This is a genomic window from Streptomyces sp. 3-6, assembly GCF_056323165.1.
The window spans coordinates 39,811-54,837 of record NZ_JBWHZP010000002.1 but is presented as its reverse complement, the minus strand read 5'-3'; the positions used below and the strand labels follow the sequence as shown (position 1 = coordinate 54,837).

The window sequence follows — 15,027 nt, the reverse complement described above, 5'->3', positions numbered from 1 at the left end:
CCCCGGACGGCTGCCCCGAGGCTATCGCGAACCGTTGACTGTCGTCACCAACACGATACGCTCCTTCTGCGAGCCCACCACGCCGAGGGGGCGAACCGTCATGAAGCCACGGGCCACCGCGCACGTCGACACCTTCGCCCGCGACCACCTCCCGCCACCCGATCAGTGGCCCGAACTCCGCTTCGACCTGCCGGAGCTGGCCTACCCCGAGCGGCTGAACTGCGCCGCCGAACTGCTGCACGGCCCGCCCGGCGACCGCCCGGCCTTCCGCACCCCCGACGGGGGCACCTGGACCTACGCTGAGCTGCGGGACCGGGTGGACCGGCTCGCGCACCTGCTCAGCGGCGACCTCGGGGTGGTGCCGGGCAACCGGGTGCTGCTGCGCGGTCCGACCACCCCCTGGCTGGCGGCCTGCTGGCTGGCGGTGCTCAAGGCGGGCGCGATCGCCGTCACCGTGCTGGCCCAGCAGCGCCCGCAGGAACTGAGCACCCTCTGCGAGATCGCCCAGGTCCGGCACGCCCTGTGCGACGTGCGGGCCGTCGACGACCTGGCCAAGGCCGAGGTCCCCGGCCTGCGGATCACCACCTACGGCGGCGACGCACCGGACGACCTGCTGCGCCGCCCGGCACCCGGGACGCCGTACGAGGAGGTGCGCACCGCGGCCGACGACGTGGCACTGATCGCCTTCACCTCGGGCACCACCGGCCGGCCGAAGGGCTGCATGCACGCCCACCGGGACGTGCTGGCCGTCGCGGACACCTTCTCCCGGCACGTCCTGCGCCCCCGTGCCGACGACGTGTTCGCGGGCAGTCCCCCGCTCGGCTTCACCTTCGGACTCGGCGGCCTGGTCGTCTTCCCACTGCGGGCGGGCGCCAGCGCCCTGCTGCTCGAACAGGCCCACCCCGACCAGCTGTTGCCCGCGATCGCCGAGCACCGGGTGTCGGTGCTGTTCACGGCGCCCACCGCCTACCGGGCGATGCTCGACGGCCTGGACGCGCACGACGTCTCCTCGCTGCGGCGCTGCGTCTCGGCGGGCGAGAACCTGCCGGCCGCCACCTGGCATGCCTGGCACGAACGCACCGGCGTGCGCATCATCAACGGCATCGGCGCCACCGAGCTGCTGCACATCTTCATCTCCGCCGCCGACGAGCGGATCCGCCCCGGCACCACCGGCGTCCCGGTCCCGGGCTGGCAGGCCCGCGTGCAGGACGCCGACGGCCGGCCGGCCCCGGACGGCGAGCCGGGCCTGCTGGCGGTGCGCGGTCCGGTCGGCTGCCGCTACCTCGCCGACCCGCGGCAGCGGGAGTACGTGCGCGACGGCTGGAACATCACCGGTGACACCTACGTCCGGGAGCCCGACGGCTACTTCCGCTACGTCGCCCGCGCCGACGACATGATCATCACCGCCGGGTACAACGTCGCCGGACCGGAGGTGGAGGACGCCCTGCTGCGGCACCCGGACGTCGTCGAGGCGGCCGTCGTGGGGCGGCCGGACGAGGACCGCGGCCAGGTGGTGGTGGCGTACGCGGTGCTCAAGGAGGGCGCCGAGCGGGACGGGGAGGCGCTGCGCGCCTTCGTGAAGTCGGAGCTGGCGCCCTTCAAGTGCCCGCGGGAGATCGTGTTCCTGGACGCGTTGCCGCGCACCGCCACCGGCAAGCTGCAGCGCTTCCGGCTGCGGTCCGCCGCCGACTCCGGGGCCGCCGCCGACTCCGGGGCCGCCGCCGGTTCCGGCGCCGACGAGGGCCGCGGCGGGCCGTGAGGCCGGACCGGCGAGCGGGCACGACGCGGTGGGACGGGCGCCGACGGCACGACCTAGGATGATCACCGTGTCCGACCAGCCTGCTCCACGGTCTCTCATCGTCACGCTCTACGGCGCGTACGGCCGCTTCGTGCCGGGCCCGGTGCCCGTCGCGGAGCTGATCCGGCTCCTGGCGGCGGTGGGCGTGGACGCCCCCTCCGTGCGTTCCTCGGTGTCCCGTCTCAAACGGCGCGGACTGCTCGTCCCGGCCCGCACCGCGAAGGGCGCCGCCGGCTACGAACTGTCCGCCGACGCGCGGCAGTTGCTGGAGGACGGTGACCGGCGCATCTACGCCACCGCCCCGCCGCGGGACGAGGGCTGGGTGCTCGCGGTGTTCTCCGTGCCGGAGTCGGAGCGGCAGAAGCGGCACGTGCTGCGCTCCCGCCTGGCCGGGCTCGGCTTCGGCACGGCGGCCCCCGGGGTGTGGATCGCCCCCGCGCGGTTCCACGAGGAGACCCGCCACACCCTGGAGCGGCTGGGCCTGGACCGGTACGTCGACTTCTTCCGCGGCGAGCACCTCGGCTTCGCCGCCACCGCCGACGCGGTGGCCCGCTGGTGGGACCTCTCCCGGATCGCCGAGGAGCACGAGGCGTTCCTGGCCCGGCACGCCGGTGTGCTGCGGGCGTGGGAGGAGCGGGCGGACACCCCGCCCGAGGAGGCGTACCGGGACTACCTGCTCGCGCTGGACTCCTGGCGCCACCTGCCCTACACCGATCCGGGCCTGCCGGCCGCCCTGCTCCCCGACGACTGGCCGGGGGCGCGGTCGGCCGCCGTCTTCCACGGCCTGCACACCCGTCTGCGGGACGCCGGCGCCACGTTCGCGGGGCTCTGACAGCGGGGCACTGACAGCAGGACTCCGACGGCGTGGCTCTGACGGCAGGACTCCGACAGCGGGGCTCCGACGGCGGGTCGCCGGGCTCAGCCCGCTGGAGGCACGTGCGGGGCCCCGGTGCGGACGCCCCCTGGCCGGGCGCCCGGTGGGGCTCACGCGCCCCTGCGGCCCGCCGGCCCGGGACGGGTGCCCGGGGTGCCCACCGGGTCCTTGCGGCCGGTCCGCGGGGGCCGGCTGCCCGCCCGGTAGGGGGCCGGCCAGACGACGCCCGGCCCGTCGTAGCCCTGTTCCGCTGCCGCGTGCAGCGTCCAGTGCGGGTCGTACAGGTGCGGGCGGGCCAGCGCGCACAGGTCCGTGCGGCCCGCCAGGATCAGGGAGTTGACGTCGTCCCAGGAGGAGATCGCGCCCACGGCGACCACCGGGACGCCCACCTCGTGGCGGATGCGGTCGGCGAACGGCGTCTGGTAGGACCGCCCGAACTCCGGCCGCTCCTCGGCGACCACCTGGCCGGTGGACACGTCGATGGCGTCCGCCCCGTGCGCGGCGAAGGCCCGGGCGAGGACGACGGCGTCGTCGCCGGTGGTGCCGCCCTCGGCCCAGTCGGTCGCGGAGATGCGGACGGTCATCGGCCGGTCCCCGGGCCACACGGCGCGGACGGCGTCGAAGACCTCCAGCGGGAACCGGAGCCGGTTCTCCGGGGAGCCGCCGTAGGCGTCGGTGCGGCGGTTGGTGAGCGGGGAGAGGAAGCCGGAGAGCAGGTAGCCGTGGGCACAGTGCAGCTCCAGCAGGTCGAAGCCGGCCCGGGCCGCCCGCCGGGCCGCCGCCACGAACTGCTCCCGGACGTCCGTCAACTGGGCCCGGCTCAGTTCGCGCGGGGTCTGGCTGCCGGGCCGGTAGGGCAGCGGGGAGGCGGCGACCAGGGGCCAGTTGCCGTCGTCGAGGGGCTCGTCCATGCCCTCCCACATCCGCTTGGTCGAGCCCTTGCGGCCGCTGTGGCCCAGCTGGACACCGATCGCGGTGCCGGGGGCGCTGCCGTGCACGAAATCGGTGATCCGCCGCCAGGCGTCCGCCTGGCGGGCGGTGTAGAGGCCCGCGCAGCCGGGGGTGATGCGCCCCTCGGGGCTGACGCACACCATCTCGGTCATCACCAGCCCCGCCCCGCCGAGCGCCCGCGCCCCGAGGTGGACCAGGTGGAAGTCGCCGGGGACGCCGTCGGTGGCGGAGTACATGTCCATCGGTGAGACGACGACCCGGTTGCGCAGCGTCAGTCCGCGCAGCCGGAAGGGGGTGAACATCGGCGGGGTGCCCGGCGGGCAGCCGAACTCCTCCTCCACGGCCGCGGTGAACCCGGGGTCGCGCAGCCGCAGGTTGTCGTGGGTGACGCGGCGGCTGCGGGTCAGCAGGTCGAAGGCGAAGCGGCGGGGCGGCTGGCCGACGTAGCGGGCCAGGTTCTCGAACCACTCCAGGCTGGCCCGGGCGGCGCGCTGGGTGGAGGCGACGACGGGGCGGCGCCGCGCCTCGTAGGCGGCGAGGGCGTCGGCGGTGGAGGCGTGCTCACCGAGGCAGTCGGCGAGGGCCAGGGCGTCCTCGACGGCCAGCTTGGTGCCGGAGCCGATGGAGAAGTGGGCGGTGTGCGCGGCGTCGCCGAGGAGCACGAGGTTGCCGTGCGACCAGCGCTCGTTGACGACCGTGCGGAAGGTGGTCCACGCCGACGTGCCGGCGCGCAGCGGGCGCCCGCCGAGCGCGTCCGCGAACAGCTTGGCGCAGCGTTCCACGGACTCGTCCTCGGACATCCGGTCGAATCCGGCGGCCCGCCAGACCTCCTCGCGCATCTCGACGATCACGGTCGAGGCGTCGGCGGCGAAGGGGTAGCCGTGCAGTTGCATCACGCCGTGCTCGGTCTCGGCGATCTCGAAGCGGAAGGCGTCGAAGGCGAAGTCGGCGGCCAGCCAGATGTAGCGGCAGCGGTGTGCGGTGACGCTCGGCCGGAAGACGTCGGCGAAGGCGGCGCGGGTGCCGCTGTGCACGCCGTCGGCGGCCACCACCAGGTCGTGGGTGCGGGCCAGTCCGGCCGGGTCGGGCGCCTCGGTGCCGAAGCGCAGCTCCACGCCGAGGGAGCGGCAGCGCCCGTGCAGGATCTCCAGCAGCCGGTGCCGGCCGAGGGCGGCGAAGCCGTGGCCGCCCGAGGTGTGGCGGGTGCCGCGGTGCACGATGTCGATGTCGTCCCAGCGCACGAAGTCCCGGCGCAGCGCCTCGTAGACCACGGGGTCGGCGTGCTCGATGCCGCCGAGGGTCTCGTCGGAGAGGACGACGCCGAAGCCGAAGGTCTCGTCGGGGGCGTTGCGCTCGTAGACGGTGATCTCGCGGGCGGGGTCCTGGCGTTTGAGGAGCGCCGCCGCGTACAGGCCGCCGGGTCCGCCGCCGATGACCGCGACCCGCACGGCTACCGCCCCCGCCACTTCGGGGGGCGCTTCTCGGTGAAGGCCGCGTGGAACTCGGCGTAGTCCTCGCCGTGCATCAGCAGCGCCTGGGTGGCCGCGTCGAGTTCCACGGAGGCGGCCAGCGGCATGTCCAGCTCGGCGGTGAGCAGCGCCTTGGTCTGGGCGTGTGCCAGGGCGGGGCCGTCGGCCAGGCGCCGGGCGAGGGCGTGGGCGGCCTCGTCGGCGCCGGCCTCGTCGGTGAGCGCGCTGATCAGTCCGATCCGTTCGGCCTCGGGCGCGCGTACGGGCTCGCCGAGCATGAGCAGCCGGGTGGCGTGTCCCAGGCCGACCACCCGGGGCAGCAGGTAGGCGGCGCCCATGTCGCCGCCGGACAGGCCGACCCGGGTGAAGAGGAAGGCGAACCGGGCGGTGGGGTCGGCGACCCGGAAGTCGGCGGCGAGCGCCAGGACCGCGCCGGCGCCCGCGGCGACCCCGTGCACCGCGGCGATCACCGGGAACGGGCACTCCCGTACCGCGCGGACCACCTGGCCGGTCATGCGGTTGAAGTCGAGCAGCCGGGCGGTGTCCATGCCGAGGGTGGCGCCGATGATCTCGTCGACGTCGCCGCCCGAGCAGAAGCCGCGCCCCTCCCCGGCCAGCACCAGCGCCCGCACGGAGCGTTCCCGGGACAGCTCGGCGAGCAGGTCGCGCAGGTCCGCGTAGGCGCCGAAGGTCAGCGCGTTGAGTTTCTCGGGGCGGGCCAGGGTGACGGTGGCGACGCCGTCCGCCAGCTCGACCCGCAGGTGTTCCCAGCGGGCGGTGCGGGCGGCGGAGCCGGTGAAGGGACTCATGAGGGCGGCCTCCTCGGGCGGGCGCTGCGCGGCTCACTGAGTGCTGCCCCTCGACGCTATCACCCGTTCGTGACTGTCGTCACGGGTGCGCGATAACAGGGCGGGACGGCAGGCCGGGCCGCCGCCGTCCGGGGCGGGTGCCGGTCGCGTCCGTCACGGCTCGTCGACGGGCGGGTCACAGCAGTGACCTGCCGCGCGAGGCGGGGCCCGGGCGTGGGTACGTCCCCCGGTGCCGGGGCCGGACGTCCCGGTACGGCGTCCGTCGCCGGCCCGGCGGGGTCCCTCCGCGGGGCGCGCCCGGGGAGCCGTACCATTGAGTAATTGAAAGCAGGACAGCCTGCTCCATGAACGGACCCACCTTGCACGATCACCCCTCCGCCCCGGCCTCCTGGCGCGTCGCGCTGCCGCACACCACCGCGGCAGTGCCGGTGGCCCGTGCCCTGGTCCGGACGGCCCTGGCGGAGGTGGAGCACTCCGCGGACAGCGACACGGCGGAGCTGCTGACGGCGGAACTGGTGGCCAACGCGGTGGAGCACACCGCGGGCAGCAGCCCGATCGAGCTGGTCGTGGAGCTGCTGCCGACCGGCTGCCGGGTGGAGGTGCACGATCCCGACCCCGAACCGCCGCACCGGCTCACCCGGCCGGCGCCCGGCGAACCGGACCCCTGGCAGGAACACGGGCGCGGCCTGCTGCTGATCCGCACCCTCAGCTCGTCCTGCGGTCACCGGCCGACCCCGACCGGCAAGGCGGTCTGGTTCCGCCTGCCGGCCGTACCGGGCCCGCGCCGGCCGCACGACTGACCGGCTCCGCCCGCCCGGCGGCACGGCGGGACACGGGTGCCGCGCCGTCCCGCCCGCCCGGCGGCACGGCGGGACACGGGTGCCGCACCGTCCCGCCCGCCCGGCGGGGCACGGGTGCCGCGCCGTGTCAGGCCAGCGTCGCGACCAGCACGGCCTTGATCGTGTGCATCCGGTTCTCCGCCTCGTCGAAGACGACCGAGTGGTCCGACTCGAAGACCTCGTCGGTGACCTCCAGCGACGTCAGGCCGTGCCGCTCGTGGACGTCGCGGGCCACCTGGGTGCCCAGGTCGTGGAAGGCGGGCAGGCAGTGCAGGAACTTGACGTCCGGGTTGCCGGTGGCGCGCAGCACGTCCATGGTCACCGCGTACGGCGCGAGGGCGGTGATCCGCTCGTCCCACACCTCCTGCGGCTCCCCCATCGACACCCACACGTCGGTGCCCACGAAGTCGGCGCCCGCCACCCCCTCGGCGACGTCCTCGGTGAGCGTGACGCGGGCCCCGGAGGCGTCGGCGAGCGTACGGGCGCGATCGACGACGTCCTGGGCGGGCCAGTAGGTCTTCGGGGCGACGATCCGGATGTCCATGCCGAGCAGCGCGGCGGTCACGAGGTAGGAGTTGCCCATGTTGAAGCGGGCGTCGCCGAGGTAGGCGAAGGCGATCTCCGTCAACGGCTTGGCACTGTGCTCGGTCATGGTGAGCACGTCGGCCAGCATCTGGGTGGGGTGCCACGCGTCGGTGAGGCCGTTGTAGACCGGCACCCCGGCGTGCTCGGCGAGGGTCTCGACGGTCTCCTGCGCGTCCCCCCTGAACTCGATCGCGTCGAACATCCGGCCGAGCACCCGGGCGGTGTCCTTCGCGGACTCCTTCCTGCCGATGTGGGAGCCGCTGGGGTCGATGTAGGTGGTCGACGCCCCCTGGTCGGCGGCGGCCACCTCGAAGGCGCAGCGGGTCCGGGTGGACGGCTTCTCGAAGATCAGCGCGATGTTCCTGCCCACCAGGTGACGGGTCTCGGTCCCGGCCTTCTTGGCGGCCTTCAGCTCCGCCGCCAGGTCGAGCAGGCCGAGGAACTCCTGCTCGGTGAAGTCCGCCTCCTTGAGGAAGTGGCGGCCGGCGAGGGCGGTCGGGACAGTCGCCATGGGGGCGCTCCAGGGGTCAGGGACAGGACGGCTGGAATTCTATACGACGCCTAGAATTTCTATGCGGTGAGGTGGGGTGGGGCGGAGGGTCGGGGCCGGGGCGGGGCGATGCCGCGCCGCCCGCGTACCGACCGGTGGGGCGAGGTCTCGGATCCTGTCACCGGCCGTGCCCGTGCGTCATGTCACCGGATCATGTCACCGGGTCCCGTTCCACCGGGCAGCTCATGCAGCGCGGGCCGCCCCGGCCCCGGCCCAGTTCGCTGCCGGGGATCTCTATGACCTCGATGCCCTGCTTGCGCAGGTGCGTGTTGGTGGTGGCGTTGCGTTCGTAGGCGATGACCACGCCGGGCTCCACGGCCAGCACGTTGCAGCCGTCGTCCCACTGCTCCCGCTCGGCGGCGTGCACGTCCTGGGTCGCGGTGAGCACCCGGATCTCGCTGAGCCCCAGCGCGGCGGCGATCGCCCGGTGCATGTGCTCCGGCGGGTGGTCGGTGACCTTCAGCTCCCGGTCCCCCACGCCCGGCTCGATGGTGTACGAGCGGAGCATGCCGAGACCGGCGTACTGGGTGAAGGTGTCGCCGTCGACCATGGTCATCACCGTGTCGAGGTGCATCACGGCACGCCGCTTGGGCATGTCGAGCGCCACGATGGTCTCCGCGGACCCGGCCGCGAACAGCTTGTGCGCGAGCATCTCCACCGCCTGCGGGGTGGTCCGCTCGCTCATCCCGATCAGCACCGCGCCGTTGCCGATGACCAGCACGTCCCCGCCCTCGATCGTGGACGGGTAGTCGGCCTGTCCCTCGGACCAGACCCGGAACGTCTCGTCCCGGAACAGCGGATGGTGCCGGTAGATCGCCTCGAAGTGCACGGTCTCGCGCTGCCGGGCGGGCCACCGCATGGCGTTGATGGCGACGCCGTCGTAGATCCAGGCGGAGGTGTCCCGGGTGAAGAGGTGGTTGGGCAGCGGGCCCAGGAGGAAGTCGTCGAGCTCCATCGCGTGGAAGCGCACGGAGACCGGTTCCGGGTGGGCGTCCAGGAACTCCCGCTTGGTCATGCCGCCGACCAGGGCCTCGGCCAGGTCCCGCGAGGGGAGTGTCTCGAACGCGGCCCGCAGGTGGTCGGTGGCCAGCGGCCCGTACTCCTTCTCGTCGAAGACGCGGTCCATGACGATCGTGCGGGCCTCGGGGATGTCGAGGGTCTCGGTGAGCAGGTCGCCGAAGAGGTGGACGGCGACCCCGCAGTCGCGCAGCACGTCGGCGAACCCGTCGTGCTCGGCGCGCGCCCGGCGCACCCACAGCACGTCGTCGAAGAGCAGGTCGTCCTTGTTGCTGGGGGTGAGCCTCTTGAGCTCGAGATCGGGCCGGTGCAGGATCACCCGGCGCAGGCGTCCGGTCTCCGAGGCGACATGGTAGGTCATGACTCCATCCTGACCACCCGGGCCCGGGTTCACCCCTCTCCTGAGGGAAAGTGACCGTGCGCGGCGTGCCGCGCACGGTCGAGCGGCGCCCCTCCCGGCCGGCCCCGGCCCGCGCCCGCCGTGAGCCGGCGGTGGCCCGGCACGGCGGGGCGGGGCGCGACGCGGCACGGTACGGGTGGGGGCGGCACGGTAGGGGTGGGGCGGGCGGTACGGGCCGGCACCGCACCGGGAGGGTCCGCCGAGGGCCCGCCCGGGGGTCCCGGGCGGGGGCACCCGGCACCCGGCCGGGCACCCGCACCGGTCCGCTGCCGCCGCGCTACAGCCGCGGGTCCACCGGCTCGGACTCCAGGGCGAGGACCCCGAAGACCGCTTCGTGCACCCGCCACAGCGGCTCGCCCCCGGCCAGCCGGTCCAGGGCCTCCAGGCCGAGCGCGTACTCCCGGATCGCCAGGGACCGCTTGTGGTTGAGGAAGCGGCCGCGGAGGCGGGCCAGGTTCTCCGGCCGGGTGTACTCGGGGCCGTAGATGATCCGCAGGTACTCGCGGCCCCGGCACTTGATGCCCGGCTGCACCAGCCGGCCCTCGGGGCCCCGGACCAGCGCGCCGACCGGCTTGACGACCATGCCCTCGCCGCCGCGTCCGGTCATCTCCAGCCACCAGTCGACGCCGGCGCGCACCGACTCCGGGTCGCCGGTGTCGACGTACAGCCGCCGGGTGGTCCGCAGCAGGCCGGTGCCGTCGTGCTCCACCATCAGGTCGATCAGGGCCAGCTGCTCGTCGTGCGGCAGCGCGGCGAGGCTGCGGCCCTGCACGGCCAGGATCTGGAACGGCGCGAGCCGCACCCCGTCGAGGCCGTCGGTGGTCCAGCAGTAGTGGCGGTACGCGCGGGTGAACGCGTCGGCCGCGTCGGCCCGTTCGCGCTGGACGCCCAGCAGGTCCGCCACGTCGACCCCGCGGGCCGCCGCGCCCTCCAGCGCCGTCAGGGCGCCGGGGAACACCGCCGCGGAGGCGGCGCCGACGGCCGCGTACTGCGAGCGCAGCAGCCCGCCGGCCTTCAGGGACCACGGCATCAGCTCGGCGTCCAGCAGCAGCCAGTCCGTCTCCAGCCGCTCCCACAGGCCGGCCGCGGTCGCCGCCGAGCGCAGCCGGCCGAGGATCTCCTCGGTGACGGCGGCGTCGTCGAAGAACGGGCGGCCCGTGCGGGTGTAGAGGGAGCCGGTGACACCGGCGGCGTCGAAGCGGGTCCGGGCCGTCTCCGCGTCCCGGCACACCAGGGCGACGGCGCGCGAGCCCATGTGCTTCTCCTCGCACACCACCCGGGCGACCCCGTCCTGCTGGTACTGGGCGAACGCCTCCCGCGGGTGCTCCAGGTAGCCGTCGAGGCGCGAGGTGGCGGTCGGTGCCATGGTCGGCGGCAGGTAGGGCAGCAGCCGCGGGTCGATCGCGAACCGGCTCATGACCTCCAGCGCCGCCGCCGCGTTCTCCTCCCGCACGGACACCCGGCCCGCGTGCCGGGTCTCGACCACGCGCCGGCCGTGCACGTCGGCCAGGTCCAGGGGGCGGCCGTCGTGGCCGCCGGGCGCCTCCGTGCGCAGCGGGCGGGCCGGCTCGTACCAGACCTGCTCGGCGGGCACGTCGACCAGTTCCCGCTCCGGCCAGCGCAGCGCGGTCAGCTTGCCGCCGAACACCGCGCCGGTGTCCAGGCAGATGGTGTTGTTGAGCCAGGTGGCCTCCGGGACCGGGGTGTGGCCGTAGACGACGGCCGCCCGGCCGCGGTACTCCTCGGCCCACGGGTAGCGCACGGGCAGGCCGAACTCGTCGGTCTCGCCGGTGGTGTCGCCGTACAGGGCGTGGCCGCGCACCCGGCCGGAGGTCCGGCCGTGGTACTTCTCCGGCAGGCCGGCGTGGCAGACGACGAGCCTGCCGCCGTCGAGGACGTAGTGGCTGACGAGCCCGTCGATGAACTCCCGCACCTCGGCGCGGAACTCCTCGCTCTCCCCCTCCATCTGGGCGATGGTCTCGGCGAGTCCGTGGGTGTGCTGGACGTTGCGGCCCTTGAGGAAGCGGCTGAACTTGTTCTCGTGGTTGCCGGGCACGCACAGCGCGTGGCCCGACCGGACCATGGCCATCACGCGCCGCAGCACACCGGGGCTGTCCGGGCCGCGGTCGACGAGGTCGCCGACGAACACGGCCGTCCGCCCGTCGGGGTGCACACCGTCTGTGTAGCCCAGCTTGCCGAGCAGGGAATCCAGTTCGGCGGAGCAGCCGTGGACGTCGCCGATGATGTCGAAGGGGCCGGTGAGGTGGGTGAGGTCGTTGTACCGCTTCTCGGTGACGACGGTGGCCTGCTCGACCTCCTCGACGCCGCGCAGCACGTGCACCTTGCGGAAGCCCTCGCGCTCCAGGTGGCGCAGCGAGCGCCGCAGTTCGCGGGTGTGGCGCCGGATGACCCGGCGGGGCATGTCGGCGCGGTCGGTGCGGGCCGCGTTGCGCTCGGCGCACACCTCCTCGGGCACGTCGAGCACGATGGCGATGGGCAGCACGTCGTGCCGCTTGGCCAGCTCGACGAGCTGCTTGCGGGACTCCTGCTGGACGCTGGTGGCGTCGACGACGGTGCGGCGGCCGGCGGCCAGGCGCTTGCCGGCGATGTAGTGCAGCACGTCGAAGGCGTCCCGGCTGGCGCTCTGGTCGTTCTCGTCGTCGGCGACCAGACCGCGGCAGAAGTCCGAGGAGAGGACCTCGGTGGGCCGGAAGTGGCGCCGGGCGAAGGTGGACTTGCCCGACCCGGAGGCACCGACGAGCACCACCAGGGAGAGGTCGGTGACGGGCAGGACGCGGCCCTGGGGGCGGGCGTCGTCCGCCCCGGTCGTCGTGGTGGTCATGCGGCCTTCGCCTCCTTCTTCGTCCCGGCGCGGGTGGTGCCGGTGGTACGGGTGCTGCCGGTTCCGGTGGTGCCGGTGTGGAACACGGCCATCTGGGTGGGCGGGCCGACCTCGGGGTCGTCGGGACCGACGGGGCGGAACTCCACGGTGTAGCCGTGCCGTTCGGCCACCTTGGCGGCCCAGGCGCGGAACTCGTCGCGGGTCCACTCGAAGCGGTGGTCGCCGTGCCGGACGTGACCGGCCGGGAGGCTCTCCCAGCGGACGTTGTACTCGACGTTCGGTGTGGTCACGACGACGGTGCGGGGGCGGGCGGCGCCGAACACGGCGTACTCCAGCGCCGGCAGCCGGGGCAGGTCGACGTGCTCGATCACCTCGCTGAGGACGGCGGCGTCGTAGCCCTTGAGCCGGCGGTCGGTGTAGGCGAGCGAGCCCTGCAGGAGCTTCACCCGGGCCGCCTGCCGCTCCCCCATGCGGTCCAGCTTCAGCCGCCGGGAGGCGATGGTCAGGGCGCGCATCGACACGTCGAGGCCGACGATCTCGGTGTACGCCGGGTCGCGGAGCAGCGCCTGCACCAACTGGCCCTGTCCGCAGCCCAGGTCGAGCACCCGGGCCGCCCCCGCCTCGCGCAGGGCGGCGAGGACGGCGTCCCGGCGCTGGACGGCGAGCGGGGTCGGCTTCTCCTCGGTCTCCGTCTCCTCGGCGACCGCGTTGTCGATCTCCTGGACGTCACTGTCGTCGGACTCGGCGAGCCGGACCAGCTCCAGGCGTTCGAGCGCCTGCCGGGTCAGCGACCAGCGGCGGGTCAGGTAGCGGCTGGTGATCAGCCGGTGCTCCGGGTGGCCGGGCAGCCAGCCCTCGCCGACGCGCAGCAGCTTGTCCACGTCGTCCGGGGAGACCCAGTAGTGCTTGGCGTCGTCGAGGACCGGCAGCAGCACGTACAGGTGGCGCAGGGCCTCGGCGAGGGTGAGGGTGTCCGACTCCAGGACGAGCCGTACGTAGCGGGAGTCGCCCCACTCGGGGAACGCGGTGTCCAGCGGCACGGGATCGGCCGTCACGGTCCAGCCGAGCGGTTCGAACAGCCGGTGGACCAGCGCGGCGCCGCCGCGGGCGGGCAGGGCGGGTACCTCGACGCGCAGCGGGCGCGGCAGGCCGGGTATAGCGGGGCGCGCCGCGCACACCCCGCGCAGGGCGCTGGAGAAGACGTTGCCGAGGGCGACCGAGAGCAGCGAGGAGGCCGCGTAGGGGCGGTCGTTGACGTACTGGGCGAGGGCGGCGTCGGGCGCCCCGCCGCGGCCCTTGCCGCGCCCGCGCTTCACCAGGGCCACCGTGTCCACCTCCAGCAGCAGCGCCACGGTGCAGCGATCCGCGTCGGCCTCGGGGTAGAAGACGTGCGCCCGGCCGCAGGTCGTGGAGAAGGACTGCGCCTTGTCGGGGTGCTTGTGCAGCAGGAAACCGAGGTCGGTCGCGGGGCGGTCGGGAGAGCCGGTGGTGCTGATCGTCAGGAACACGGTGAACCCCTGGGACACCTTCTGAAGTGCGGAAACGCGCGGTTCTCCGGCGCGTCGTGCCAACGTACCGGGATCGGCGGCGAAAGACTTTCGAATTTCGGGGCGGGCCCGGGCGACGACGTGCCGGGCCGGCGACGCCCGTGTCTCCGGGGCGGGCACGGGCGTGCTTCCGGGGCGGCGACGCCCGTGCTTCCGGGGGCGGGAACGCGGGACGGGACCGTCCCGGGGTGCGGGGCGGTCCCGTCGGGGTGTGGCGGGGGGTGTGGGGCGTGGGCGGCCGGTACGCGGGCGTCAGGAGAGCTGCGACTGCACCTGGGCCGAGATCAGTTCCAGGTGGTCGAGGTCGTGCAGGTCCAGCACCTGGAGGTAGATGCGCCGGGAGCCGGTCTCGGCGTACCGTCCGATCTTGTCGACGACCTCGGCCGGGGAGCCCGCCAGGCCGTTGGCCTTGAGCTCGTCGACCTCCCGGCCGATGGCGGCGGCCCGGCGGGCGACCTCCTCGTCGTCCTTGCCGACGCAGACGACGAGGGCGTTGGACAGGACGATCTCCTCCGGGTCGCGGCCCGCCTCCTGCGCGGCGGAGCGGACCCGGCCGAACTGGCGCTCGGTGTCCTCCAGGGACGCGAAGGGGATGTTGAACTCGTCGGCGTACCGGGCGGCGAGCCTCGGGGTGCGGACGGCGCCGTGGCCGCCGATCAGTACGGGGATCCTGGACTGGACCGGCTTGGGCAGGGCGGGCGACCGGGTGAGCTCGTAGTGCTTGCCGTGGAAGTCGAAGGTCTTGCCGGGACCGGTGGCCCACAGACCCGTGACGATCTCCAGCTGCTCCTCCAGGCGGCTGAACTTGTCCTTCGGGAAGGGGATCCCGTACGCCGCGTGCTCCTCCTCGAACCAGCCCGCGCCGAGGCCGAGTTCGATCCGCCCGCCGGACATCTGGTCGACCTGGGCGACCTGGATGGCAAGGACGCCGGGGAGGCGGAAGGTGGCGGCGGTCATGAGGGTGCCGAGCCGGATGCGGCTCGTCTCGCGGGCGAGGCCGGCGAGGGTGATCCAGGCGTCGGTGGGGCCGGGCAGGCCGTCGGCGGAACCCATCCTGAGGTAGTGGTCGGAACGGAAGAAGGCGTCGAACCCGAGGTCCTCGGTGGCCTTGGCGACGGTGAGCAGGGTGTCGTAGGTGGCCCCCTGCTGGGGCTCGGTGAAAATGCGCAGGTCCATGCCTCCATCCTGCCAATGCGTGGCATGAACGCTCCGCCGGACCCGGCGCGCCTTCCGCGCTTCGTTCCACGGTCGGGTGAATGCCGGACGGTCGGGCGACCGCGGTACGACCGGGCCGGTGACCCGTCCCGGTGAAGATCGTTGGCCGGGGCGGAGCCGGACCACCCGGC

General features: G+C 74.2%; 10 protein-coding genes. 3 read left to right on the top strand and 7 right to left on the bottom strand.

Translation table 11 applies throughout. The features are described from left to right. Positions 1-100: 100 nt before the first annotated feature. Positions 101-1,759 (top strand): AMP-binding protein, encoded by a 1,659-nt coding sequence (locus AC02VZ_RS04495; RefSeq protein WP_476474571.1) that lies wholly within the window; start codon positions 101-103, stop codon positions 1,757-1,759. Between the two features lie 58 nt (positions 1,760-1,817). Then, positions 1,818-2,630, top strand: coding sequence for a PaaX family transcriptional regulator (locus AC02VZ_RS04490; RefSeq protein ID WP_476474570.1), 813 nt, complete (start codon positions 1,818-1,820; stop codon positions 2,628-2,630). Positions 2,631-2,782: 152 nt separating this feature from the next. On the opposite strand, the gene AC02VZ_RS04485 is transcribed toward AC02VZ_RS04490, so the two are convergent. Together AC02VZ_RS04485 and AC02VZ_RS04480 are read right to left on the bottom strand one after the other, a co-directional pair. Beyond that, the gene (locus tag AC02VZ_RS04485; RefSeq protein ID WP_476474569.1) at positions 2,783-5,089 is read right to left on the bottom strand and encodes a bifunctional salicylyl-CoA 5-hydroxylase/oxidoreductase; all 2,307 of its coding nucleotides are present in this window, start codon (positions 5,087-5,089) and stop codon (positions 2,783-2,785) included. Then, the gene (locus tag AC02VZ_RS04480) at positions 5,074-5,901 is read right to left on the bottom strand and encodes an enoyl-CoA hydratase family protein (RefSeq protein WP_476474568.1); all 828 of its coding nucleotides are present in this window, start codon (positions 5,899-5,901) and stop codon (positions 5,074-5,076) included. The genes AC02VZ_RS04485 and AC02VZ_RS04480 overlap by 16 nt, the downstream gene beginning before the upstream one ends. Positions 5,902-6,245: 344 nt before the next feature. Between AC02VZ_RS04480 and AC02VZ_RS04475 the strand changes: the two genes are divergently transcribed. After that, entirely contained in the window at positions 6,246-6,701 is a 456-nt protein-coding gene (locus AC02VZ_RS04475) for an ATP-binding protein (protein WP_432056458.1), read from the top strand. A 127-nt stretch (positions 6,702-6,828) separates the two neighbouring features. Here AC02VZ_RS04475 and argF read toward each other — a convergent pair whose 3' ends face one another. The 5 genes from argF to AC02VZ_RS04450 form a co-directional block, all read right to left on the bottom strand. Continuing rightward, positions 6,829-7,836, bottom strand: coding sequence for an ornithine carbamoyltransferase (argF, locus tag AC02VZ_RS04470; RefSeq protein ID WP_432056459.1), 1,008 nt, complete (start codon positions 7,834-7,836; stop codon positions 6,829-6,831). A 190-nt stretch (positions 7,837-8,026) separates the two neighbouring features. Then, positions 8,027-9,253, bottom strand: a complete 1,227-nt coding sequence (locus AC02VZ_RS04465) for an arginine deiminase (protein ID WP_432056460.1) — start codon at positions 9,251-9,253, stop codon at positions 8,027-8,029. A 316-nt stretch (positions 9,254-9,569) separates the two neighbouring features. Next, positions 9,570-12,134: a polynucleotide kinase-phosphatase gene (locus AC02VZ_RS04460; protein ID WP_432056461.1), complete on the bottom strand. Its 2,565-nt coding sequence runs from the start codon at positions 12,132-12,134 to the stop codon at positions 9,570-9,572. Next, positions 12,131-13,642, bottom strand: a complete 1,512-nt coding sequence (locus AC02VZ_RS04455; protein ID WP_476474737.1) for a 3' terminal RNA ribose 2'-O-methyltransferase Hen1 — start codon at positions 13,640-13,642, stop codon at positions 12,131-12,133. Before AC02VZ_RS04455 ends, AC02VZ_RS04460 begins: the two co-directional genes overlap by 4 nt. Positions 13,643-13,933: 291 nt before the next feature. Then, positions 13,934-14,857, bottom strand: coding sequence for an LLM class F420-dependent oxidoreductase (locus tag AC02VZ_RS04450; protein WP_476474567.1), 924 nt, complete (start codon positions 14,855-14,857; stop codon positions 13,934-13,936). Between the last annotated feature and the right edge of the window lie 170 nt (positions 14,858-15,027).

What these genes read in the sequence shown, in the direction of transcription:
- AC02VZ_RS04465 (WP_432056460.1), bottom strand. Translation starts at nt 9,253, where the DNA reads ATGACCTACCATGTCGCCTCGGAGACCGGACGCCTGCGCCGGGTGATC.
- argF (WP_432056459.1), bottom strand. Translation starts at nt 7,836, where the DNA reads ATGGCGACTGTCCCGACCGCCCTCGCCGGCCGCCACTTCCTCAAGGAG.
- AC02VZ_RS04480 (WP_476474568.1), bottom strand. Translation starts at nt 5,901, where the DNA reads ATGAGTCCCTTCACCGGCTCCGCCGCCCGCACCGCCCGCTGGGAACAC.
- AC02VZ_RS04490 (WP_476474570.1), top strand. Translation starts at nt 1,818, where the DNA reads ATGATCACCGTGTCCGACCAGCCTGCTCCACGGTCTCTCATCGTCACG.
- AC02VZ_RS04495 (WP_476474571.1), top strand. Translation starts at nt 101, where the DNA reads ATGAAGCCACGGGCCACCGCGCACGTCGACACCTTCGCCCGCGACCAC.
- AC02VZ_RS04450 (WP_476474567.1), bottom strand. Translation starts at nt 14,857, where the DNA reads ATGGACCTGCGCATTTTCACCGAGCCCCAGCAGGGGGCCACCTACGAC.
- AC02VZ_RS04475 (WP_432056458.1), top strand. Translation starts at nt 6,246, where the DNA reads ATGAACGGACCCACCTTGCACGATCACCCCTCCGCCCCGGCCTCCTGG.
- AC02VZ_RS04460 (WP_432056461.1), bottom strand. Translation starts at nt 12,134, where the DNA reads ATGACCACCACGACGACCGGGGCGGACGACGCCCGCCCCCAGGGCCGC.